20 protein-coding genes are annotated in these 22,311 nt (G+C 72.8%); 11 read left to right on the top strand and 9 right to left on the bottom strand.

Annotated features, from left to right (window positions below; genetic code table 11):
• Positions 1-19: 19 nt before the first annotated feature.
• The 5 genes from cseB to ABD236_RS25360 form a co-directional block, all read right to left on the bottom strand.
• Positions 20-724: a two-component system response regulator CseB gene (gene cseB / locus ABD236_RS25380; RefSeq protein WP_344077210.1), complete on the bottom strand. Its 705-nt coding sequence runs from the start codon at positions 722-724 to the stop codon at positions 20-22.
• A gap of 203 nt (positions 725-927) precedes the next feature.
• The gene (locus ABD236_RS25375; protein ID WP_344077208.1) at positions 928-1,551 is read right to left on the bottom strand and encodes a hypothetical protein; all 624 of its coding nucleotides are present in this window, start codon (positions 1,549-1,551) and stop codon (positions 928-930) included.
• 17 nt (positions 1,552-1,568) lie between these two features.
• Positions 1,569-2,177, bottom strand: a complete 609-nt coding sequence (locus tag ABD236_RS25370) for a SigE family RNA polymerase sigma factor (RefSeq protein ID WP_344077206.1) — start codon at positions 2,175-2,177, stop codon at positions 1,569-1,571.
• 276 nt (positions 2,178-2,453) lie between these two features.
• The gene (locus ABD236_RS25365; RefSeq protein WP_425543948.1) at positions 2,454-3,365 is read right to left on the bottom strand and encodes an HhH-GPD family protein; all 912 of its coding nucleotides are present in this window, start codon (positions 3,363-3,365) and stop codon (positions 2,454-2,456) included.
• Between the two features lie 52 nt (positions 3,366-3,417).
• Positions 3,418-4,032, bottom strand: coding sequence for a phosphatase PAP2 family protein (locus ABD236_RS25360; RefSeq protein ID WP_344077204.1), 615 nt, complete (start codon positions 4,030-4,032; stop codon positions 3,418-3,420).
• 112 nt (positions 4,033-4,144) lie between these two features.
• Between ABD236_RS25360 and ABD236_RS25355 the strand changes: the two genes are divergently transcribed.
• Positions 4,145-4,984 carry a hypothetical protein gene (locus ABD236_RS25355; RefSeq protein ID WP_344077202.1) on the top strand — a complete coding sequence of 280 codons (840 nt, stop codon included), beginning with the start codon at positions 4,145-4,147 and terminating at the stop codon, positions 4,982-4,984.
• Positions 4,985-5,388: 404 nt separating this feature from the next.
• Here the strand turns inward: ABD236_RS25355 and disA are convergent, their stop codons facing one another.
• Both disA and radA read right to left on the bottom strand, forming a co-directional pair.
• Entirely contained in the window at positions 5,389-6,513 is a 1,125-nt protein-coding gene (gene disA / locus ABD236_RS25350; RefSeq protein ID WP_344077200.1) for a DNA integrity scanning diadenylate cyclase DisA, read from the bottom strand.
• A gap of 36 nt (positions 6,514-6,549) precedes the next feature.
• Entirely contained in the window at positions 6,550-7,959 is a 1,410-nt protein-coding gene (radA, locus tag ABD236_RS25345; protein WP_344077198.1) for a DNA repair protein RadA, read from the bottom strand.
• Positions 7,960-8,187: 228 nt separating this feature from the next.
• Between radA and ABD236_RS25340 the strand changes: the two genes are divergently transcribed.
• Positions 8,188-9,861, top strand: a complete 1,674-nt coding sequence (locus ABD236_RS25340; protein WP_425543947.1) for a BACON domain-containing protein — start codon at positions 8,188-8,190, stop codon at positions 9,859-9,861.
• Between the two features lie 23 nt (positions 9,862-9,884).
• Here the strand turns inward: ABD236_RS25340 and ABD236_RS25335 are convergent, their stop codons facing one another.
• On the bottom strand, positions 9,885-10,697 hold the full coding sequence (locus tag ABD236_RS25335) for a DUF3109 family protein (protein WP_344077194.1): 813 nt from the start codon (positions 10,695-10,697) through the stop codon (positions 9,885-9,887).
• Positions 10,698-10,737: 40 nt separating this feature from the next.
• Here ABD236_RS25335 and ABD236_RS25330 point away from each other — a divergent pair, with 40 nt between their 5' ends.
• From ABD236_RS25330 to ilvD, 4 genes are all read left to right on the top strand, one after another.
• Complete coding sequence (locus ABD236_RS25330; protein ID WP_344077191.1) at positions 10,738-11,670, top strand: Ppx/GppA family phosphatase; 933 nt, start codon at positions 10,738-10,740, stop codon at positions 11,668-11,670.
• Between the two features lie 73 nt (positions 11,671-11,743).
• Positions 11,744-12,559: a sugar phosphate isomerase/epimerase family protein gene (locus ABD236_RS25325; RefSeq protein WP_344077189.1), complete on the top strand. Its 816-nt coding sequence runs from the start codon at positions 11,744-11,746 to the stop codon at positions 12,557-12,559.
• Positions 12,556-13,200: a TetR/AcrR family transcriptional regulator gene (locus ABD236_RS25320; protein ID WP_344077187.1), complete on the top strand. Its 645-nt coding sequence runs from the start codon at positions 12,556-12,558 to the stop codon at positions 13,198-13,200. The genes ABD236_RS25325 and ABD236_RS25320 overlap by 4 nt, the downstream gene beginning before the upstream one ends.
• Positions 13,201-13,371: 171 nt before the next feature.
• The gene (gene ilvD / locus ABD236_RS25315; RefSeq protein WP_344077185.1) at positions 13,372-15,222 is read left to right on the top strand and encodes a dihydroxy-acid dehydratase; all 1,851 of its coding nucleotides are present in this window, start codon (positions 13,372-13,374) and stop codon (positions 15,220-15,222) included.
• Positions 15,223-15,584: 362 nt separating this feature from the next.
• On the opposite strand, the gene ABD236_RS25310 is transcribed toward ilvD, so the two are convergent.
• Positions 15,585-17,747, bottom strand: a complete 2,163-nt coding sequence (locus tag ABD236_RS25310) for a serine/threonine-protein kinase (protein WP_344077183.1) — start codon at positions 17,745-17,747, stop codon at positions 15,585-15,587.
• Between the two features lie 138 nt (positions 17,748-17,885).
• Between ABD236_RS25310 and ABD236_RS25305 the strand changes: the two genes are divergently transcribed.
• The 5 genes from ABD236_RS25305 (at position 17,886) to proC (ending at position 21,642) form a co-directional block, all read left to right on the top strand.
• Positions 17,886-18,185 (top strand): peptidase, encoded by a 300-nt coding sequence (locus ABD236_RS25305; RefSeq protein ID WP_344077181.1) that lies wholly within the window; start codon positions 17,886-17,888, stop codon positions 18,183-18,185.
• 34 nt (positions 18,186-18,219) lie between these two features.
• On the top strand, positions 18,220-18,705 hold the full coding sequence (locus ABD236_RS25300; RefSeq protein ID WP_344077179.1) for a hypothetical protein: 486 nt from the start codon (positions 18,220-18,222) through the stop codon (positions 18,703-18,705).
• Between the two features lie 398 nt (positions 18,706-19,103).
• Entirely contained in the window at positions 19,104-19,910 is an 807-nt protein-coding gene (locus ABD236_RS25295) for an ABC transporter ATP-binding protein (protein ID WP_344077175.1), read from the top strand.
• Positions 19,907-20,677: an ABC transporter permease gene (locus ABD236_RS25290; protein ID WP_344077172.1), complete on the top strand. Its 771-nt coding sequence runs from the start codon at positions 19,907-19,909 to the stop codon at positions 20,675-20,677. Before ABD236_RS25295 ends, ABD236_RS25290 begins: the two co-directional genes overlap by 4 nt.
• A gap of 155 nt (positions 20,678-20,832) precedes the next feature.
• Positions 20,833-21,642, top strand: a complete 810-nt coding sequence (gene proC / locus ABD236_RS25285; protein WP_344077168.1) for a pyrroline-5-carboxylate reductase — start codon at positions 20,833-20,835, stop codon at positions 21,640-21,642.
• Positions 21,643-22,311 lie beyond the last annotated feature (669 nt).

The following is a 22,311-nucleotide window of genomic DNA, read 5'->3' as shown; positions in this document are numbered from 1 at the left end:
GCCTCACGCCTTTCGCCCCTCACGCCTTGAGTTTGTAGCCGAAGCCACGCACGGTCTCGATCCGGTCCTGACCGATCTTCGTACGCAGCCGCTGCACATGGACGTCCACCACGCGCGTGTCCCCGCCCCACCCGTAGTCCCACACCCGCTCAAGGAGCTTGTCGCGGGAGAGCACGGTACCGGGAGCCGAGGAGAACTCCAGGAGCAGCCGCATCTCGGTCGGGGTCAGGGCGACGGTCTCGCCGCCCTTGCGGACCTCCATGCCCTCGGTGTCGACCTCCAGGTCCCCGAAGGCGAGGACCCCGCGCTCCGGCTCCCCGTCCGCCTCGGCGGCGCCCGCACCGGTCCCGCCCGCGTGCCCGAAGCGCCGCAGCACGGCACGGATCCGGGCGACGAGCACGGCGCCGTCGAACGGCTTGGTGACGTAGTCGTCGGCGCCCGCCTCAAGGCCCAGCACCACGTCGATCGAGTCGGCCCGCGCGGACAGCATGATCACGGGAACGGTGGACTCGTCACGGATCCGGCGGCACAGGCTCACCCCGTCCAGACCCGGCAGCATCACGTCCAGCAGCGCGATGTCGGGCTGGTCGGCGCGGAAGGCCTCCAGACCGGAGAGTCCGTCGGGCATGGCGGTCACGGTGAAGCCGTCGCGCTCCAACGCGAGCTGGGTGGCTTCACGGATGACGTCGTCGTCCTCGACGAACAGGACATGGGTCTCGGCCATCGTGCTGCTCTCAGTTCCTCGGGTCGTACGTACGGTCAAGCCTGCCAGCTCATAGCCTGCCAGCTCAAAGCAGGCGAACCCGATCCAGGGCGAGGCGGATTCAGAACGAGGCCGGTTCAGGCCAAGCCAGAGCGGGCCAGGGCAGATTCAGGACGGCAGGCAGACCCAGGGCGGCAAGGCAGACCCATGGCGCCAAAACCGATTCACGGCGAAGCCGGAACAGGCGCCTCGGTCCCCTCGTCGTTGCCGACCGCCTTGCTGAAGTCGTTCTCCACCTGATCGTGCTTGGCGAACTTCGTACCCGACCACCGGTAGGTCGTCACGATCTCACTGGAGGCAAAGGCCGGCTTGTCGCCCTTGGCGTACATCTGCCGGGTCACCACCAGGTCGCCCCGGTCGATCTCGGCATAGACGGGCGCCTCCTCGGAGGTGAAGACATTGTCGTACGAGGAGCCGTCCTCGCGGTACACATAGGCGCCGAGCCCCACCGCGTCCCCGCAGGTCATCACGTTGACCACGACGTCCTGGCCGGTGGCGCCGGTGATGTGCCCGTAGCTGACGTCGATCGGGTACTCGTCCTTCACACAGGGCTTGAGATCCGCCTTCACCCGGTCGCTGACCTTGGGGTCGGCCTTGAGCAGCCGTACGGGGTTGATCTTCTTGAAGGGCGCCTCGGTCGTCGCGGTCGGCGTCGGGGAGGCGTGGCTCACCTTGTCGGTGCGCGCCTCGCCCTCGTCGCGCGTCCCGGTACCCCCCGTGGAGCACGCCGTCGTGAGCAGGCCGAAGGCGGCGAGCCCGGCCACCGCCGTAGTCCCCGCCGCCAGCACGCCCCCTCTGCCATGGCCTAGGCCGCGCACCGCTCCCGCCCCTTTTCGTCGCGCTCGTTGCGGCCGACCCGGCGGTCGGCCTGGCGGCCCACGCGGCCGTCACGTCCATCAGCGTTGCCGAGCGCGTGGAAGTCAAGCTCGCGGCTCTCCAGCTCCTGCCGGAGCCGGGCCAGTGCCCGGTGCAGCGTGCTCTTGACCGTACCCGCCGACATGCCGAGGGCCGCGGCGGTCTCCTCCGTGTTCATCTGCTCCCAGTGTCGCAGCACCACGACGCTGCGCTGCTTGGGCGCCAGGACTTTCAGTACGTCCATCAGCAGGGCGCGGTCGGCGCGCTGCTCGGAGCCGTCCTCGATGCGCGCGTCCGGCAGCTGCTCGGTGGGCACCTCCTCCAGCTTGCGGGCGCGCCACCACTCGGTCCGCGTGTTGATCATCACGCGGCGCAGATACGCGTCGGCGAGCGCCTTGTCGGCGATGCCGTCCCAGCGGCCGTACGTACGGGCCAGAGCCGTCTGGAGCAGGTCCTGCGCGTCGACCGGGTCCGGAACGAGCCGCCGGGCGCTGCGCAGCAAAGCCTCCTGCCGAGTGCGTACGTACTCTTCGAACTCGAGCACCTCGCCGTGCGCCATACCCAACCGCCTCCGTCCCCGTGACTTTCCCGCCGGTCCCGCTTACCTGACTGAAGCTACGGAGCCGTTGTCACGGGCCTGTGCGGAGCAGCCGTCGGGGGGCGCACGGAGAGCCATCGGTTGTGTAACAGCGGAGGTTTGGCCTTCGTTTTCCCGGGGTAGGGGCGTGATCCCCCGGTGACACAGAGCGATCCGCCCGAGCCGCCCACCTGGTCAACAGGGCCTGCCCGACCGGGAGTTGCGGCCCCGTGACACTCCGTCGGGACGGGGCCCGCCTCACGTCAGCGGCAGCCGGTACACCCCGCCCGCCAGCGGCTCCACCAGGCCGTCCGCGACCAGCCCGTCCAGCGCCCGGGCCCGCTGCACGGGCTCGTGCCACACGGCGTCGAGCGCGGCCTGCGGTACGGGATCGACCGCCTCCCGCAGCACCGCGAGCAGCTTGCCGCGCACCTGGCGGTCGGTCCCGGCGTAGGTCTGTCCGCGGCGCGGCGGGCCGTCGTGGGCGGGCTTGCCGGCGAGGTGCCAGGCGCAGCTCGCGGCGATCGGGCAGCGCCCGCAGTCCTCGTTGCGGGCCGTGCACACCAGCGCGCCCAGCTCCATCGAGGCCGCCGCCCAGCGGGCCGCGCGGGCCTCGTCGTCGGGCAGCAGGGCGCGGGCCAGGCGCCGCTCGGCGGCGGTGGTGGCGTTCGGCGGGTACTGGACGCCGCTGACGGCCCGCGCGAAGACCCGGCGGACGTTGGTGTCCAGGACCGCGTGCCGCTGCCCGTACGCGAAGGAGGCCACCGCGGCGGCCGTGTACTCGCCGATGCCGGGCAGTGAGAGCAGCTGGGCGTGGTCGCGCGGTACGTCGCCGCCGTGCCGCTCCGTTATCGCCACGGCGGCCCCGTGCAGCCGCAGCGCGCGGCGCGGGTAGCCGAGCCGCCCCCAGGCGCGCACGGCCTCGCCCGGCGCGTCGGCGGCCAGGTCGGCCGGGCGCGGCCAGCGCGCCAGCCACTGCTCGTACACCGGGAGCACCCGGCTCACGGGCGTCTGCTGGAGCATGAACTCGCTGACCATCACCCCCCAGGCACCGGCCTCGGGGCGGCGCCAGGGCAGGTCGCGCGCGTGCTGGTCGAACCACCCGAGGACGGGGGTGTGGAGAGCGTCGGGGGAGACCGTGTCGGGGTCGGTCGTCGGCATCGTCGTCATGGCACCCCCGATCCTGGCACGGAACGGGGGTGCGACGGGTACGGCGGGCCGCTCAGCGGCGGGCGTGCAGCGGCGCGCCCGGCCCGGAGAGCCAGACCGCGGCGCTGTTGCCGCCCGCCCGCATCGACTCGACCAGGGCGCGTACCGGCCGCGTACCGGCCTTGGCGAAGAGGACCGCGACGGCCGTGCCGAGCAGCAGGCCCACCGCCACGTCGTGCGGGTAGTGCACGCCCACGTACACCCGCGAGAACGCCATCGCCAGCGCCATGGGCACGGTCAGCGCCCAGATCCGGGGCCAGGCCAGTGCCAGGGCGACGGCCGCGCCGCCCGCGATGGTGGCGTGGTTGGAGGGGAACGACCAGTCGCCGTTGGCCGGGCAGGTGATCAGCGAGGTGGCGGCGCCCTTGACCGCGCGGCACGGGCGCTCCTCGACGACCAGCGTCTTGATCACCTCGCTGGAGACATAGGCGACGGCGGTCGCCAGCGGGGCCAGCAGGGCCAGCGCCATCGCCGTCGCGTCCGCCCGGCGCGCACGCCACCAGCAGACGACGAACAGCACGCCGAACAGGACCAGCCCCACCTCCGTCCAGAGTTCGACGAAGTGCTGCATCCACGAGGGCGTGTCGTGGGCGAAGTCGGTGATGTCGCGGTAGAGATCGCTATCCATGGTGACGGACAGTATGGAACATCGCCTTCCGGAATGATGATCCGGAAAAGTTGCGGAGGGCGAGCGGCGGGTGGGGCGGGAGTTGGGGCGGAACTCTCGTAGAGTTTCGTCCGTGGGATCTCTGCGCAATCCGGTCGGGCCGCTTCCCTCCTCCATCTACTGGCGACGGAGGGCAGTCGCGCTGTCCTTGCTCGCGCTGCTCGCGGTGGTGATCCTATGGGTCGTCAGTTCCGGTGGCGGAGGCGGCAGTAAGGGCGGCGGCAACGACAAGGGCGCCCACCCGGCCCCCTCGATCACGCCCGGGCCCAGCAGCTCGGGACCCGCGATCAGTACGGCGCCGGGCGGCCGCGACGAGACGCCGGGCGGCTCGGGCTCCTCGTCCGGGGGATCTTCCTCTTCCTCCGGCGGCGGTACGGCGGGGTCGTCGTCCGGCGACACCGGCAACGGGGGCGCGGGCGGCGGGGGTTCGTCGTCCTCGGGCGGCGCGGGCGCCGTCGGCGGCGGCTCCTTCGACGGCGGTACGGCGCAGCAGGTGCCGGCCGGGTCCTCGCTGCCGGTGTGCGCGCCGGGTCAGCTGAAGCTGACGGTCCGGAGCCTGAAGAACGCGTACGCGCCGGGGGAGAAGCCGCGGGTCGAGATCTCCGTGCAGAACACGGCGTCCTCCACCTGCAAGGCGGACCTCGGCCCCAAGGGGGCGGTCCTGGTGGTGACGGACTCCGGCGACAGCAAGGTGTGGGCGTCGGACGACTGCCCGAGCGGGGCGGGGAGCGTGCTGTTCCAGGTGCCGGGGAACGGGACGGTGACGCGGGTGCTGGCGTGGGACCGGTCCCGCAGCGCGGCGCGGTGCGCGACGCCGTCGCCGGGCGCGCCCTCTCCCGGCACGTACCTCTTCGAGGTCCAGACCCCGGGCCTCCCGGTGGCCCGGGCCCCGTTCTCCTTGACGAAGGACTGACGGGCCCCGCGTTTGCCTGGCCCGGCCTTCGTCTGCGGCCCGGTGGCGGGTTGCCCGCGCAGTTCCCCGCGCCCCTGTTGGGCCCGGCCTTCGTCTGCGGGTGTGTGGGTGGCTGGTCGCGCAGTTCCCCGCGCCCCTGGGTGGTTCGTCGTCTGCGGGCTGGTGGCCGCTTCTCGCGCAGTTCCCCGCGCCCCTGAAAGCCTGTGGCTGAGCTGAGTTCTTCGGCCGTCCCCAGTCCCCTAGGGGCGCGGGGAACTGCGCGAGCAACCCGCCACGGTCCGCAGACGACGTAAGGGGGCCCGGGGGCGAAGCCCTCGGCTGGCTGCCCCGAACCCCGCCCGGCCGCCCGCCGGAGGGCTTTCGGGGAGGGGCGGGGTGGGGGAAAAACGACCCCGCCGCGACAGCTACACGTACCGCTCCAAGATCGAAGACTCCGCCAGCCGCGACAGCCCCTCACGAACGCTCCGCGCCCGCGCCTCCCCGACCCCGTCGACGGTCTGAAGATCGTCCACCGAAGCCGCCAACAGCTTCTGGAGCCCCCCGAAGTGCTCCACCAGCCGCTCGATGATGGCCCCCGGCAGCCGGGGAACCTTCGCCAGCAGCCGGTACCCCCGCGGCGACACCGCCGAGTCCAGCGTCTCGGGCGACCCGCTGTACCCCAACGCCCGGGCCACTATGGGCAGTTCCAGCAGCTCCGCATGGGTCAGCTCGTTCAGCTCGTGCAGCGCCTCGGACACCGTCCGCGACCGCTTCGCCGTCGGCTCCGGCACATAGTCCCGGACCACCAGCTCCCGCTCGGGCTCGACGCCCGCGATCAGCTCGTCCAGCTGGAGCGAGAGCAGCCGCCCGTCCGTGCCCAACTCCACCACGTACTCGGCGATCTCCGTGGCGATACGGCGCACCATCTCCAGCCGCTGCGCGACGGCTGTGACGTCCCGGACCGTCACCAGGTCCTCGATCTCCAGCGCGGACAGCGTGCCCGCGACCTCGTCCAGGCGCAGCTTGTAGCGCTCCAGCGTGGCGAGGGCCTGGTTGGCGCGGGAGAGGATCGCCGCCGACTCCTCCAGGACCCGGCGCTCCCCGTTCACGTACAGCGCGATCAGGCGCATGGACTGGGAGACCGAGACCACGGGGAAGTTGCACTGCTTGGAGACGCGGTCCGCCGTGCGGTGGCGGGTGCCCGTCTCCTCGGTGGGGATGTCCGCGTCGGGGACCAGCTGGACCCCGGCCCGGTGGATCTTGGTGATGTCCTTGTCCAGGACCAGCGCGCCGTCCAGCTTGCACAGCTCGCGCAGCCGCGTCGCGGCGAACTCCACGTCCAGGACGAAGCCGCCCGTACACATGGAGTCGACGGTCTTGTCGAGGCCGAGGACGATCAGACCGCCCGTGTTGCCCCGGAGGATGCGCTCCAGGCCGTCACGGAGTGCGGTGCCGGGCGCGACGGCGCTCAGCGCGGCGCGCATCAGCGCTTCGTTGCCGGAGCCTGTGCCGGACTTTCCGGTTCCCGCTGCCCGGTCGTTGGCTGCCACTGCACTCCTCCGGTCGCAGACGTTCGACAGCGAAGTCTACCGGCGCTCCTCCTCCCCCCGTGGGGCCTCCGTGCGACGTCCGCGCGGCAGCACCCGCAGCGCGTCCCCCATGTCGGCGACTTCCGTGACCTTCATACCGGCCGGGACCTTGCCCGGGTCGGACGGCACCAGCGCGTGCGTGAAGCCCAGGCGGTGGGCCTCGGCGAGCCGTCGCTGGACGCCCGTCACCCGTCTGACCTCGCCCGCGAGCCCCACCTCACCGATCGCCACCAGGTTCTTCGGCAGCGGGGTGTCGCTCGCCGCCGACGCCAGCGCCAGCGCGATCGCCAGGTCGGCGGCGGGCTCGGAGAGCTTCACCCCGCCGACCGTCGCGCTGTAGATGTCGCGCTTGCCCAGCGCGCTGATCCGCCCGCGCTGCTCCAGGACCGCCAGCATCATCGAGACCCGGGAGGTCTCCAGGCCGGACGTGGTGCGGCGCGGCGAGGGGATCTGGGAGTCCACGGTGAGCGCCTGGACCTCGGCCACCAGCGGTCGGCGGCCCTCCAGGGTCACCGTCAGACAGGTGCCCGGCACCGGTTCGTCCCGTCGGGTGAGGAAGAGGCCGGACGGGTCGGCCAGGCCCGTGATGCCCTCGTCGTGCAGCTCGAAGCAGCCCACCTCGTCCGTCGCCCCGTACCGGTTCTTCACGCCGCGCACCAGGCGCAGCCGCGCGTGCCGGTCGCCCTCGAAGGACAGCACCACGTCCACCAGGTGCTCCAGGAGGCGGGGGCCCGCGATCGCGCCGTCCTTGGTCACATGGCCCACCAGGAGCGTCGCCATCCCACGCTCCTTGGACGCCCGGATCAGCGCGCCCGCCACCTCGCGCACCTGGGCCATCCCGCCCGGCGCGCCGTCGATCTCAGGAGAGGCCACCGTCTGTACGGAGTCGAGGACCAGCAGGGACGGCTTGACCGCGTCCAGATGGCCCAGCACCGCGGAGAGGTCCGTCTCGGCCGCCAGATACAGATGGTCGTTGAGGGCGTTGATCCGGTCGGCCCGCAGCCGGACCTGGCTCGCGGACTCCTCGCCCGTCACATAGAGCGTGCGGTGCTCCTCCCGGGCCGCCTTGGCGGCGACGTCGAGCAGCAGGGTGGACTTGCCGACGCCCGGCTCGCCCGCGAGCAGCACCACCGCGCCCGGCACCAGACCGCCGCCCAGCACCCGGTCCAGCTCGTCGACCCCGGTCGAGCGGGCGGTCGCCTGGCGGGCGTCCACCTGGCCGATCGGCAGCGCGGCGGCGGAGACCCGGCCCGCGGCCGTCGTGCGGACCGCGGGCGCGCCGTACTCCTCGACCGTCCCCCATGCCTGGCACTCGGGGCAGCGGCCGAGCCACTTGGCGGTCGTCCAGCCGCATTCGGTGCAGCGGTAGGACGGCCGGTCCTTCGCGGATTTCGTACGGGTAGCCATGACGTCACCGTAGCGGCGGCCACTGACAACCCTCGCCGGGCGGCGCCCCGTCCACCGCCGAAGGCCGTTCCCCCGCAGGAGGGAAGGCAACGTTCCGCGCCCGGGAAGGCAAGCTTCCGCGATGGAACAGCGGGTTCCTGTCCCCTTTTGAGGGATACCTTCACCCGTAAGGAGTAAATGTGCTCAAGCGGCGCGAAGGACCCTGGATCCTCCGCCTACCTTCGCCGGGTGAAGAGCAGCGGTCTGGATCACCCCACGCACACCCCCGGCGCACACCGGGCCCAGCGCCGTGCGCCCCGGACGTTGACCCAGCGCCCGCCGGCGCGCTACGAGGCGTATCTCGACGGCCTGTTCACGTACTGCCTGTCCGTGCTCTGCGACCACGAAGAGGCGGTCCACGTCCTCGGGGACGTGCTCGCCGTCTCCGAGCGCCAGCACGCGCGCTGCCCGGACACCGAGGCCGAGCGCAAGGCCTGGCTGTACGCGCTGGCGCGCTGGTCCTGTCTGCGCAAGCTCGCCGAGCGCAAACGCGCCCGCAAGGGCGCCCACACCGGCCGCCCGCAGTCGTGCGAGCAGGGCGCCGCCTCCGGCGTCGCGCCCGAGGAGGCCGAGCGGCGCCGCCGCGAACTGGCGCTGCTCGCCTGGCCCGAGGCCGCCGGCACCACCCCCGAGCAGCGCGAGGCCCTGGAGCTCGCCGTCCGCCACCAGCTGGGCCCGCGCGAGGTCGCCTCCGTGCTCGGCATGAGCTACCCGGCCGCCCGCGAGCTGCTCGCGGCGGGCGCCTGCGAGGTCGAGCGGACCCGGGCCGCGCTCGCCGTCGTGGAGACCGGCGGCTGCCCGTCGGTGGCCCGGCTCACCGGCGACCACCAGGTGCTGCTCTCGGCGGCGCTCCGCCGCGAGCTGGTCCGGCACGTCGACGACTGCCCGCGCTGCCGCCGCGCCGCCGAGCGCGCGGGCGCCGCCGGGCCCTGGCCGGGCTCCTCGGTCACCCCGGCCGCGCTGCCGCTGGCCGAGGCCCCGCGCGCGGCGGCGTACGCGGCGATGCTCCATGTTCCGAGGACCCGCGGCGGCGCCCCCCGCTTCGACCGCTCCGGCTTCCCGATGGACCCCAAGGACCGCGCCGCCCGCCGGGACCGGCTGCGCGCGCGTGCCGTGACGACCACGGTGGTCGCCACGGTCGTGGCCGCGCCCGCCTTCGCGCTCTGGGCCGCCTACCGCGGCGCCCCCGCGACCGGCGAGTCGAACGACGGCGCCAAGATCACCGCCAGCGAGGCCGACAGCGCCGGCGCCGAGGGCCTCCCGTACGAGCGCTACGAGAACGCCGGGAACGCCCGCAACGACCCCGACCCCCGCGTCAGCGCGGGCGGCAGCGCCCCCGCCGACGTCTCCGTGGAGGTCGTCAGCCCCGGCTCCGCCAGCCCCACGAGCCCCGGCGAGCTCACCGTCTCGGCCCGTTCGCAGGGCGGTGTCACGGTCCTCACGCTCACCGCCACGGGCGACGCGCCGGTGCGCTGGTCGCTGTGGACGGACGCGCCCTGGCTCGTCTTCAGCAGTACGGGCGGGACGCTGGACGCGGGCGGAAACGTATCCGTGTACGTCTCGGTCAACCACGCGCGCGAACCGCGCGGCGCGTGGTCGGCCCAGGTGGGCGTGCGGCCCTCCGGCGCGGTCGTCAGGATCACCGGGGTCGGCCAGGGGACGCGGGCCATCCCGCCCGCCTCGCCCGACCCCGGCACGCCCTCCTCGCCGGAGCCGACGCCGCCGACGGCTCCGCCCGCCTCGCCGACGCCGCCCAGCCCGTCGCCCACGCCGACCTCGCCCACGCCGACGCCGAGCCCGACCGCGCCCACCACACCGCCGGACACCCCGAGCGACCCGGCGTCCCCGCCGCAGCCCTCATGAGGCGGCCGCCCGGGGCCCGGCCGTCAGCGGACCGGGTCCGCCGGGTGCGGGGCCACCAGCGGCAGCGAGGACGCCAGACGCGCCTCGCACAGGCCCACGAGCACGTCGTACGCCTCCTTGCCCATCAGCTCGGTCAGCTCCGGCCGATAGGTGACGTAGACCGGCTCGCCCGCGCCGTGCGCCGAGGTCGCCGAGGTGCACCACCAGTGCAGGTCATGGCCGCCCGGGCCCCAGCCGCGCCGGTCGTACTCACCGATCGAGATCTGGAGGACCCGCGTCTCGTCCGGCCGGTCGATCCAGTCGTAGGTGCGCCGCACCGGCAGCTGCCAGCAGACGTCCGGCTTGGTCTCCAGCGGCTCCTTGCCCTCCTTCAGGGCCAGGATGTGCAGCGAGCAGCCCGCGCCGCCCGCGAACCCGGGCCGGTTCTGGAAGATGCAGGAACCTTCCCACCTGCGCGTCTGCCGTTCGCCGTCCTCGTCGAGCTGGACCCAGCCGCCCTCGGCGCCCTCGTCGTGGAACTGCCACAGCTCCGGCGTGAGCCGTGCCACGTGCTCCGCCACGCGCTTCTCGTCGTCCTCGTCCGAGAAGTGCGCGCCGAGCGTGCAGCAGCCGTCGTCGGCGCGGCCCGCCTGGATGCCCTGGCAGCCGCTGCCGAAGACACACGTCCACCGCGAGGTCAGCCAGGTCAGGTCGCAGCGGAAGACCTGTTCGTCGTCCGCGGGGTCCGGGAACTCGACCCACGCGCGCGGGAAGTCGACCCCCTGCTCGTCCGCCCGCTGCCCGGGGGTCTTGGGGGTCTTGGCTTTGCCCGGCTTCGCCTTTTTCGTCTTTGGCACGGGACAAGCGTATGTCCGCGACCGCAGTAGCGTTCAGCTCATGAGACTCGGAGTCCTCGATGTGGGGTCGAATACGGTTCATCTGCTGGTGGTGGACGCGCACGCCGGTGCCGCGCCGCTGCCCGCGTACTCGCACAAGGCCGAGCTGAGGCTCGCCGAACTCCTCGACGGGGACGGTGCGATCGGACCGGAAGGCGTCGACCGGCTGGTGGCCACGGTCAGCGGTGCGCTGATCGCGGCCGAGGACAAGGGCGTCGAGGAAATGCTCCCGTTCGCCACCTCGGCGGTGCGCGAGGCCAGCAACGCCGACCTGGTCATCGCCCGGGTCAAGGAGGAGACCGGCGTCGACCTCGGCGTCCTCTCCGGCGAGGAGGAGGCCCGCCTGACCTTCCTCGCGGCCCGCCGCTGGTACGGCTGGTCCGCCGGGAAGCTGCTGCTCCTGGACATCGGCGGCGGCTCCCTGGAGATCGCGTACGGGATCGACGAGGAGCCCGACGCGGCCGTCTCGCTGCCGCTGGGCGCCGGCCGGCTCACCGCCGCCTGGCTGCCGGGCGACCCGCCGGACCCCTCCGACGTACGGGCGCTGCGCCGCCACGTACGCGCGCAGATCGCCCGGACGGTCGGCGAGTTCACCCGCTCCGGCTCCCCGGACCACGTGGTCGCCACCTCCAAGACCTTCAAGCAGCTCGCCAGGATCGCGGGCGCGGCCCGCTCCACCGAGGGCGTGTACGTTCAGCGCACCCTGAGCCGCAAGGCGCTGGAGGAGTGGGTGCCCAAGCTGGCCGCGATGACCACCGAGCAGCGCACCACGCTGCCGGGCGTCTCCGAGGGCCGCGCGCCGCAGCTCCTCGCCGGGGCGCTGGTGGCCGAGGGCGCGATGGACCTGTTCGGGGTGGAGGAGCTGGAGATCTGCCCGTGGGCGCTGCGCGAGGGCGTGATCCTGCGCCACCTCGACCAGCTCCCGGTGGGATGAGGGGGGCAATGGGTTCCGGCCACCTGGACGGTCCCCTCGCGGCCCCTCTTGTGGGTGCCCGTACGCTGTCTCCGTGGCAGAACCAGTAGTGCGCATCCCGGATGCGAAGGTCGCCCTGTCGACGGCTTCGGTCTATCCGGAGTCGACGGCGACGGCCTTCGAGATCGCCGCACGCCTGGGGTACGACGGCGTCGAGGTCATGGTGTGGACCGATCCGGTCAGCCAGGACATCGACGCCCTGCGACGGCTCTCGGACTACCACCAGGTGCCGATCCTGGCCGTTCACGCCCCCTGTCTGCTGATCACCCAGCGGGTCTGGTCGACCGACCCGTGGGTGAAGCTCCAGCGGGCCAGAGCGGCGGCCGAGAAGCTGGGCGCCTCCACCGTGGTGGTGCACCCGCCCTTCCGCTGGCAGCGCCAGTACGCCCGCGACTTCGTCACCGGCATCTGGCGGATGGCGGACGAGACGGACGTACGGTTCGCCGTCGAGAACATGTACCCGTGGCGCTACCGCGACCGGGAGATGCTCGCGTACGCCCCCGACTGGGACGTCACCAAGGACGACTACCGCCACTTCACGGTCGACCTCTCGCACGCCGCGACCGCCCGCACCGACGCGCTGGCCCTCGTCGACCGCATGGGCGACCGGCTCGCCCATGTCCATCTCGCCGACGGCAAGGGCTCGGCCAAGGACGAGCACCTGGTGCCCGGCCGGGGCGGCCAGCCGTGCGCCGAGCTGCTCGAGGGGCTCGCCCGCACCGGCTTCGACGGGCATGTGGTCATCGAGGTCAACACCCGCCGGGCGATGTCCGCGGCCGAGCGCGAGGCCGACCTCGCGGAGGCGCTCGCCTTCACCCGGCTGCACCTGGCGTCGAAGGTGCGCCGGTGACCGGAACCGCCCCGCCGTCCGCGTCCGCCCCGCGCCGCCGGGGCCGGGGCCGCCCCTCGCGCGCGGAGGCCGACAGCGGCCCCGGCGCGCGCCAGCGGATCCTGGAGGCGGCCCGCGCGGAGTTCGCCGCGCGCGGCTACGACAAGACGTCGGTGCGCGGCATCGCCAAGGCGGCCGAGGTGGACGCGGCCCTCGTCCACCACTACTTCGGCACCAAGGACGAGGTGTTCGAGGCGGCCGTCGAGATGACCCTGGAGCCGGTCCAGCTGGTCCCCGCGGTAATCGGTGGCGGCGCCTCCCTCGACGGCGTCGGCGAACGCATGGCCCGCTTCTTCCTCGGCATCTGGGAGAACCCCGCCACGCGCGCGCAGATCCTCGCCCTCTTCCGCTCGGCCGTCACCCACGAGGCGGCGGCGAAGGTGCTGCGCTCGTTCGTGCTGCGCCGCGTCCTGGAGCGGGTGGCCGCGGACCTGGACGTACCCGACGCCCACTTCCGCGCGGAGCTGGCGGCGTCGCACATGGTGGGCATCGCGGTCCTGCGCTATGTGATCAAGGTGGAGCCGCTGGCGTCGGCGGAGCCGGAGGAGATCATCACGATGGTGGCGCCGACGTTGCAGAGGTATCTGACGGATCCGGGGTGACGGATCCGGGGTGACGGGAGTCGCGGCGACGGGGGCCGCGGCGACGGGGCGAGGGCGACCGGATGGCGAGTCGGCCGTCCCGCCATCCGGACAACCTGTCCAGATCTTGGAGCCGAGGCGTAGGCTCGAAGCAGCCCGATATGGCTCTCTGGATGCTGAGGAGCGACCGCAATGCCCGAGCTGAGGTCCCGCACCGTCACCCACGGCCGCAACATGGCCGGCGCCCGCGCCCTGATGCGCGCCTCGGGCGTAGCCGGCGCGGACATCGGCAAGCCGATCATCGCGGTGGCCAACAGCTTCACCGAGTTCGTGCCCGGGCACACCCACCTCGCCCCCGTCGGCCGCATCGTCTCCGACGCGATCCTGGCCGCCGGCGCCGTCCCCCGCGAGTTCAACACCATCGCGGTCGACGACGGCATCGCCATGGGTCACGGCGGCATGCTCTACAGCCTCCCCTCCCGCGACCTGATCGCGGACAGCGTGGAGTACATGGTCGAGGCGCACTGCGCGGACGCGCTGATCTGCATCTCCAACTGCGACAAGATCACCCCGGGCATGCTGATGGCCGCGATGCGCCTCAACATCCCCACCGTCTTCGTCTCCGGCGGCCCCATGGAGGCCGGCCAGGCCACCCTCGTCGACGGCACCGTCCGCAAGCTCGACCTGATCGACGCGATGGTCGACGCGGCGAACGAGAAGATCTCGGACGAGGACGTCCTGCGCATCGAGGAGAACGCCTGCCCCACCTGCGGCAGCTGTTCCGGCATGTTCACCGCCAACTCGATGAACTGCCTCACCGAGGCGATCGGCCTGAGCCTGCCCGGCAACGGCTCGGTCCTCGCCACCCACACCGCCCGCCGCGCGCTGTACGAGAACGCGGCCCGCACGGTCGTCGACATCACCAAGCGGTACTACGAGGACGACGACGCCTCCGTGCTGCCCCGCTCCATCGCCACGCGCGCGGCGTTCGAGAACGCCATGGCCCTCGACATCGCCATGGGCGGCTCCACCAACACGATCCTGCACCTGCTCGCCGCCGCGCAGGAGGCCGAGCTCGACTACGACCTCAGGGACATCGACGCGGTCTCGCGCCGCGTCCCGTGTCTGGCCAAGGTCGCGCCCAACGTGGCGCCCACGACCACGTACTACATGGAGGACGTGCACCGCGCGGGCGGCATCCCCGCGATCCTCGGCGAGCTCTACCGCGCCGGTCTGCTCAACGAGGACGTCCACACCGTGCACTCCCGCTCCATCAAGGAGTGGCTGGACGCGTGGGACGTGCGCGGCGGCTCGGCGACGCCGGAGGCGGTCGAGCTGTGGCACGCGGCGCCCGGCTGCGAGCGCTCCGCGACGGCGTTCTCCCAGTCCGAGCGCTGGGAGACGCTCGACACGGACGCGGCGGGCGGCTGCATCCGCGACGCCGCCCACGCGTACTCGAAGGACGGCGGCCTCGCGGTCCTGCGCGGCAACCTCGCCGAGGACGGCTGCGTCGTGAAGACGGCCGGCGTCGACGAGTCCATCTGGACGTTCGAGGGACCGGCGGTCGTCTGCGAGTCGCAGGACGAGGCGGTCGACAAGATCCTCCGCAAGGAGGTGAAGGAGGGCGACGTCGTCGTCATCCGCTACGAGGGCCCCAAGGGTGGCCCCGGCATGCAGGAGATGCTCTACCCGACGTCGTTCCTCAAGGGCCGGGGCCTGGGCAAGTCCTGCGCGCTCGTCACCGACGGCCGCTTCTCCGGCGGTACGTCGGGCCTGTCCATCGGCCACGCCTCGCCCGAGGCGGCGTCCGGCGGCGCGATCGCCCTGGTCGAGGACGGCGACCGCATCCGCATCGACATCCCCGCCCGTACGATCGAACTCCTCGTCCCCGAGGAGGAGCTGACGGCCCGCCGGGCGGCGCTGGGCGGCGTCTACGCCCCCCGCTCCCGCGAGCGGAAGGTGTCGGCGGCGCTGCGGGCGTACGCGGCGATGGCGACGAGCGCGGACCGGGGCGCGGTCCGCGACGTCTCCAACTTGGGCTAGCCCACCGCCCCCGTCTGTGCCCGGCCTTTGTCAGCGGGCCGGTGGCGGGCTGGTCGCGCAGTTCCCCGCGCCCCTGCTTGTGCCCGGCCTTTGTCTGCGGGTGAGTGGGTGGTTGCTCGCGCAGTTCCCCGCGCCCCTGAAAGGACGGGGCCTGCGGCCCCTGTCCCCGCTCCCGGCCGCGCGCTTCCGCCCGCCGCCCGCTGTCCCCGGCCGTCCGTCTCCCGCCCGCCGCGCGCTCCCCCCCCCGCCGCCGCTGTGGGCATGCGTGCCGCTAGGGGCGGCACGGGTGGGCACAGCGGCACCCCGGCCCCGCCGGACCCCGCAACCTCCCTGGCCCCGGCCCCGCCGCAGGCACCCCCACCTCAGCCCAACCCCCGCACCCCCACCCCGAACACCACCCCGTCCGGCGCACCCCCGTACACAACCGCCCCCGCCACCACCGGCGACGACAGGCTCGGTGTGAACGTGTCGCGGCCGGAGGCCATCCGGGGCGGCGTCTGGCCGGTCAGTACGCCTCGCGCCGCGTCGACCGCCAGGAGACGGCCGTCGGAAGCCGTCACGTACACCCGGCCCCCACCCACCACCGGCCGGGACGCCCGCGCCGCCCCCGTCTCCAGCCGCCACAGCTGCGCCCCCCGCCGCGCGTCCACCGCGAGCAGCGCCCCGCCCGCCCCGAACACGTACACCGCGTCCCCGTCGACCGTCGCCTGTGCCTGGTCGACGGGCGCGGGCAGCGGCGTACGGCGTACGGCCCGGGTCGCCGCGTCCAGCCGTACGACCGCCGTCGTGAAGCTGTCGGCGTCCGCCGCCAGCAGGACGAGCGCCCCGCCGGAGACCCCCACCGGCCCCAGCCCACCCGGCAGCCGCTTCGTCCACAGCACCTTGCCGGTGTCCGCGGCGACGGCGGTGACCAGCGAGGTCGCCCCGTCCGCGGCCACCGACACGGCATACAGCGCGCCCCCGCCGGGGACCGCCACCCATTGGGCGCCCGCCGCGGCCGGCCGGCCTCGCCAGCGCTCCTTGCCGGTGGCGCTGTCGAGGCAGCGGACCTCACCGCTGTCCGTGGTGAACACGACGGACGCGTCACCGTAGGCGAGCGCGCCGCGCGTCGGCACCGGCCGCGTCCAGCGCGTCGCACCGGTCGCCGGATCGAGTGCGTCCAGCCGCCCCGCGCCCGGCGGCGTGACCAGGACGAGCCCGCCGGACACCCGCGGCTGCCCGTCGTCGGCCACCCGCCCGCCCGCGCCCCTGGCCTTCACCGACCACAGGACGCGCCCGTCCACCGGATCGAGCCGGGCGGCCGTGACGCCGGGAGCGGCGCAGTACAGCGCCTTGCCCGCCGCGTCGACCGAGCAGGCGGGCGTACGGTTCCCGCTCCCGCCGGCCGCGAGCGGCACGGCCCACGGAGCGAACGGGCGCCCGACCTCACCGGCCGGAGCCGTGGGAGCCGCCGCGGGGGAGTCACCCCCGGCCATCCGTACGCCCAGGACCGTGCCCCCCGCCACCGCCACCAGCGCGGCAGCGGCGGCGGCCCACCGCAGCGGCCGCCGCGCCCGCGGGGCCACCGAAGCCGCCTCCCGCCGGTGCGTGGGCACGTCCGCGCCCCCGCCGCCCGCCTCCCCACCCGGCCACGGCCGCCCCGGCACCTTCTCCACCGGGTTGCGGAACCGCTGGGTCGGGATGAACGCCTCGGTCCCGTACGCCGCCGACCGGAGCTCCGCCATCAGCTCGTCGGGCGTGGGCCGGTCCTCGGGCTTCTTGGCGAGACAGCTCCGCAGCACCGGCACCAGGTCGTCCGGAACCCCCGTCAGATCGGGCTCGTTGTGGACGACCTGATACGCGACGATGTAGTGGCTGTCGGAGTCGAACGGCCCGTTCCCGGTCGCCGCGTGCACGAGCACCGCGCCCATCGCGAACACGTCGGCGGCCGGCCCGACCTCGCGCGGCGCCTGGAACTGCTCGGGCGCCATGAACGGCGGCGTGCCGATGAGCTTCCCGGTCTCGGTGCGCAGATCGCTGTCGTACGGGCGCGAGATGCCGAAGTCGATCACCTTGGGCCCGTCGGCGGCGAGCAGCACGTTGCTCGGCTTGAGGTCGCGGTGGACGACCCCGGCCCGGTGGATGTCCCGCAGCGCCTCGGCGAGCCCGGCGCCGAGCCGGCGCACCTGGGCGGCGTCGAGCGGCCCGTTCCGCTTCACTTCCTCGGCGAGGGTGGGCCCGGGGATGTAGAGGGTGGCCATCCAGGGCCGCGCGGCCGCCGGATCGGCGTCGACGACGGACGCGGTGAACGCCCCGCTCACCCGCCGCGCGGCCGACACCTCCTGCCGGAACCGCGCCCTGAACTCGGGGTCCTTGGCGTGCTCGGCGTGCACGACCTTGACGGCCAGACGCAGGCCGGAGGCGGACGCGGCCAGATGGACCACACCCATGCCGCCGGTGCCGAGCGTCGACTCCAGCAGATACTGCCCGGCGTACTCCGGCTGCTCCGCTTCTGGGCCCGGCCCCGTGCTGCGCAGCGGCGGCATCGCCCACCCCCGTGTGTTCGTCCCCGAGCGCGACGCTCGGAGCCTAGTCGATGATGCGTGCGAGACCCGAGGGGCTTGCTAGCCTGCGGGTCGCGTGCGTGGCGTACGCAGAGTGACGGTGATGGGGGAGGACCGGAGATGAGCACGGAAGAGCTCGCGGGTGTGGTGGCGGAGGCCGCCGAGTCGACGGCGAAGCGGTACCCGGTGGCGCCGGACGTACGGCTCAACGTCCGCAGCGGCCCCGGCACCGGGTACCCGGTGGTCAAGGTGCTCCCCGCCGGGGTGAGCGTCCCGATCAACTGCCAGTGCCCCGGCACGACGGTCTCCGGCCCGTACGGCACGAGCAACATCTGGGACAACATCGCCAACGGCCAGTACGTGGCGGACGCGTACGTGAAGACGGGCAGCGACGGCTACGTGGCGGTCCGCTGCGGCTAGCGTCCCTCACTTGCTCAGCAGGGATAATCGCTTCATGAGTGACCAGACAGGCGGAGGCGGCGGCCCCGAGCCGGAGCCCATCCGCTTCTTCGGCACGACATGGGTCGACCACGACCGCGGCTACGGCCTGCGCCGCGCCGGGGTGGCGGTCGGCGCCCTGGCGGCGGCGGTGGCGGCGGCCTTCGTGCTGCGCTTCGCGTACGAGGGCCTCCAGATCGCGGACACCGGCTCCTTCGTGACGGTGCTGGTCGTGGTGATGTTCGCGCTGTGCAGCGCGATGGCGTTCCGCAAGACGTGGGAGGGCTTCTCGGCCCGCCCCACGGACCCGGAGCGCGAGCGCTCCCTCCAGGGCCTGAAGGCGATCGGCTTCATCGGCTCCCTCCTGGCGTACGCGTTCCGAGCCCTCCACGAGGCCCCCGGCGAGTCCCTGCACCGCAGGGAGTACGAGGAGGCGCTGAAGCGCCACGAACGCCGCAAGCCGAACCCCCACTCCCGCAAGAAGCCAAGGCGCAAGCAGTAACCCGTTACCCGGCTTGCCATTGGGCCCGGCCTTCGTCTGCGGCTGAGCGGTGGGTTGCTCGCGCAGTTCCCCGCGCCCCTTAGGTAGACGGCCTCCTCCGGCATGCGCCGGGGAGCCCCGCCAGGGGCGAGGGGCAGGGGCCGCAGGCCCCGTCCTCGCAGGGGCGCGGGGAACTGCGCGAGCAACCATCCACTCACCCGCAGACAGAGGCCGGGCCCTAAAGGGGCGCGGGGAACTGCGCGAGTAACCCGCCCCTCACCCGCAGACAGCCCCGCCCCAGCGCCACCCCCCGGCCGCCCGCCCAGGGCTTTCGGGAAGGGGCGGGGTGGGGAAAAACCACCCCCGCACACCCACACCCACCCTTGACGCCCACCCCACCCCCGCGCAATATTCATCACATGATGAATTACACCCACGACAACGGCCCCCCCGCCCTCACCGCCCACGCCCTATCCGTCACCCGAGGCCCCCACCAGGTCCTGAAAGACCTCCACTTCACCGTCCCCAGGGCCCGCATCACCGGCCTCCTAGGCCCCTCCGGCTGCGGAAAGTCCACCCTGATGCGCTCAGTCGTCGGCACCCAGGCCAAGGCCACCGGCACTCTCACCGTCCTCGGCCACCCAGCCGGCGCCCCGGCCCTACGCCCCCTGATCGGATACGTGACCCAGTCACCGTCCGTCTACGACGACCTGACGGTACGTCAGAACCTCGACTACTTCGCCGCCGTACAACAGCCCGGCCGCAAACACCGCAACACCCGCGCCGCCGCAGTCGACCGAGCCCTCACGGACGTCGCCCTCACCACCCACGCCGACGCCCTCGCGGGCCGCCTCTCCGGCGGCCAGCGCAGCCGCGTCTCGCTCGCGGTCGCCCTGCTCGGCACCCCCGAGCTCCTGGTGCTCGACGAGCCGACCGTCGGCCTCGACCCGGTACTGCGTCGCGACCTGTGGAACCTCTTCCACGCCATCGCCGCCGACCGGGGCACCACGATCCTCGTCTCCTCGCACGTCATGGACGAGGCCGAGCGCTGCCACAGCCTGCTCCTGATGCGCGACGGCCGGATCCTCGCCGAGGACACCCCCGAGGCCCTGCGCACCCGTACCGGCACGGCCACCGTCGAGGAGGCCTTCCTGACCCTCGTCGACGAGGCAGACCTCGACCACCCCACCCCGCGCCAAGAGCAAGAAAAGAAGGCAGTGCGATGAACACGACGCCCCCCACCCGCACGCCCGCCCTGACCCCACCCCGCACCCTCGCCACCGCCGCCCGCGTCCTGCGTCAGCTCCGTCACGAACCCCGCACCATCGCGCTGATGGTCCTCGTCCCGGTCCTGATGATCACCCTGCTGCGGTACGTGTTCGACGCCTCGCCCCGCACCTTCGACAACATCGGCGCGTCCCTGCTCGGCATCTTCCCGCTGATCACGATGTTCCTGGTGACCTCGATCGCCACCCTGCGCGAACGCACCTCGGGCACCCTCGAACGCCTGCTGGCGATGCCGCTCGGCAAGGGCGACCTCATCGCGGGCTACGCCCTCGCCTTCGGCGCGCTCGCCATCGTCCAGTCGGCCCTGGCCACCGGCCTCTCGTTGTGGTTCCTGGGCCTGGACGTCCTCGGCTCCCCGTGGCTGCTGCTCCTGGTCGCCCTGCTCGACGCGCTCCTCGGCACGGCCCTCGGCCTCTTCGTCTCGGCCTTCGCGGCCTCCGAGTACCAGGCGGTGCAGTTCATGCCGGCCGTGATCTTCCCCCAGCTGCTGCTCTGCGGCCTGTTCACCCCGCGCGAGTCCATGCAGCCCGCCCTGCGCGCCGTCTCCGACGCCCTGCCCATGTCATACGCGGTCGACGCGATGGACCAGATCCTCCACCACCCCGACCCGACCGGCACGTTCGTACGCGACATCCTCATCGTCGCCGCCTGCGCGCTCCTGGTCCTGGCCCTCGGCGCGGCCACCCTCCGCCGCCGCACGCCGTGAACTCGCACGCCCTGAACCCGTACGCACTCAACCCGCACCCACACGACCCGTACCGCTCCTCGGACACCCCACCCCCCACGCCCCGCACGGTGCGAGGATGACGACGTCAGGCCCCGCACCACGGAGAGACCCCGCACCACCCGGAGGGTGACCGCATGACCCACACCGTCGCAGTCCTCGGCACCGGCAAGATCGGTGAAGCCCTCCTGAGCGGGATGATCCGCGCCGGCTGGAACCCCGCGAACCTCCTGGTCACCGCCCGCCGCCCGGAGCGCGCCGAGGAGCTCCGCACCCGTTACGGCGTCGACCCGGTCAGCAACGCCGACGCGGCCAAGCGCGCCGACACCCTGATCCTCGCCGTGAAGCCCCAGGACATGGGCCGCCTCCTCGACGAGCTCAGCCCGCACGTGACCTCCGACCGCCTGGTCATCAGCGCCGCCGCCGGCATCCCGACCGCGTTCATCGAGGAGCGGCTCGCGGCGAACACCCCGGTCGTACGGGTCATGCCGAACACCCCCGTCCTCGTCGACGAGGGCATGTCCGTCATCAGCGCCGGCAGCCACGCGACCCCGACCCACCTCGCCCACGCCGAGGAGATCTTCGGCGGCGTCGGCAAGACCCTGCGCGTCCCCGAGTCCCAGCAGGACGCCGCCACCGCCCTCTCCGGCTCGGGCCCGGCGTACTTCTACTACCTGGTCGAGGCGATGACCGACGCGGGCATCCTGCTCGGCCTGCCGCGCGCCCAGGCCCACGACCTGATCGTGCAGGCCGCCATCGGCGCCGCCGTGATGCTCCGCGACAGCGGCGAGCACCCGGTCAAGCTCCGCGAGGCGGTCACCTCCCCGGCGGGCACCACCATCAGCGCGATCCGCGAGCTGGAGAACCACGGCGTACGGGCCGCACTCATCGCCGCCCTGGAAGCCGCCCGCGACCGCAGCCGCGAGCTGGCGTCGGGCAACGGCTGACCCGCCCTGCTGACCCGCCCTCAGAACCAGCCGGACGGCCCAGGGGCCGGGGTTGACACGCACTTGACCCGTACGTAGTGTTCTCCGAGTTGTCCGACGTGAGCGCCGACTCCGGTCGGTCCCCGGACAGCCATTCCGCACCAACCACTTGATCCGAACGACGATCTCCGTCGTTTCGTTTTTCGTGCGCTTTTGCGAAATGAGGAATCCGCGTTCGACAGGACGCAACCCCGATTGGCATCGGGAGCCAGGATTCCGCTAAAGTCTCACTCGTCGGAACGGCCCAACAGCCGGGAAGACAAACCGACTTGACCCGGGAGACCGGAAATCAGGCCCGAAAGGATCTGATAGAGTCGGAACCGCCGGAAGGCCGAAAGGCCGGAAAGCACCGAGGAAATCGGATCGGAAAACGATCTGATAGAGTCGGAAACGAAGGAAGCGCCCGGAGGGCCCGGAAACGGGAACAAAGGAAGCGTCCGTACCTTGAGAACTCAACAGCGTGCCAAAAGTCAACGCCAGATTGACAACCCCGGCCCACCGCTTGCCGGTTGGGTTGGAGGTTCCTTTGAAAAGTCCTGCTGATTCTTGTGATCGGTAGGCAATAACACAGCGAGGACGCTGAGGACGACTGGTCATATTCCGACCTGGTCGTCCCGCTCTTTCGTGGTG

It is taken from the genome of Streptomyces crystallinus (assembly GCF_039521265.1).
Taxonomy (GTDB): domain Bacteria; phylum Actinomycetota; class Actinomycetes; order Streptomycetales; family Streptomycetaceae; genus Streptomyces; species Streptomyces crystallinus.
Note: the sequence above shows the minus strand (reverse complement) of the source record. Positions and strands in the feature narration are given on the sequence as shown.

Bases quoted from the DNA above. Each gene is read 5' to 3' on its own strand.
- ABD236_RS25305 (WP_344077181.1), top strand. From the start codon at position 17,886: ATGAGCACGGAAGAGCTCGCGGGTGTGGTGGCGGAGGCCGCCGAGTCG.
- ABD236_RS25365 (WP_425543948.1), bottom strand. From the start codon at position 3,365: ATGACGACGATGCCGACGACCGACCCCGACACGGTCTCCCCCGACGCT.
- proC (WP_344077168.1), top strand. From the start codon at position 20,833: ATGACCCACACCGTCGCAGTCCTCGGCACCGGCAAGATCGGTGAAGCC.
- ABD236_RS25330 (WP_344077191.1), top strand. From the start codon at position 10,738: ATGAGACTCGGAGTCCTCGATGTGGGGTCGAATACGGTTCATCTGCTG.
- cseB (WP_344077210.1), bottom strand. From the start codon at position 724: ATGGCCGAGACCCATGTCCTGTTCGTCGAGGACGACGACGTCATCCGT.
- ABD236_RS25370 (WP_344077206.1), bottom strand. From the start codon at position 2,177: ATGGCGCACGGCGAGGTGCTCGAGTTCGAAGAGTACGTACGCACTCGG.
- ABD236_RS25290 (WP_344077172.1), top strand. From the start codon at position 19,907: ATGAACACGACGCCCCCCACCCGCACGCCCGCCCTGACCCCACCCCGC.
- ilvD (WP_344077185.1), top strand. From the start codon at position 13,372: ATGCCCGAGCTGAGGTCCCGCACCGTCACCCACGGCCGCAACATGGCC.
- ABD236_RS25300 (WP_344077179.1), top strand. From the start codon at position 18,220: ATGAGTGACCAGACAGGCGGAGGCGGCGGCCCCGAGCCGGAGCCCATC.
- ABD236_RS25310 (WP_344077183.1), bottom strand. From the start codon at position 17,747: ATGCCGCCGCTGCGCAGCACGGGGCCGGGCCCAGAAGCGGAGCAGCCG.
- ABD236_RS25360 (WP_344077204.1), bottom strand. From the start codon at position 4,032: ATGGATAGCGATCTCTACCGCGACATCACCGACTTCGCCCACGACACG.
- radA (WP_344077198.1), bottom strand. From the start codon at position 7,959: ATGGCTACCCGTACGAAATCCGCGAAGGACCGGCCGTCCTACCGCTGC.
- ABD236_RS25295 (WP_344077175.1), top strand. From the start codon at position 19,104: ATGATGAATTACACCCACGACAACGGCCCCCCCGCCCTCACCGCCCAC.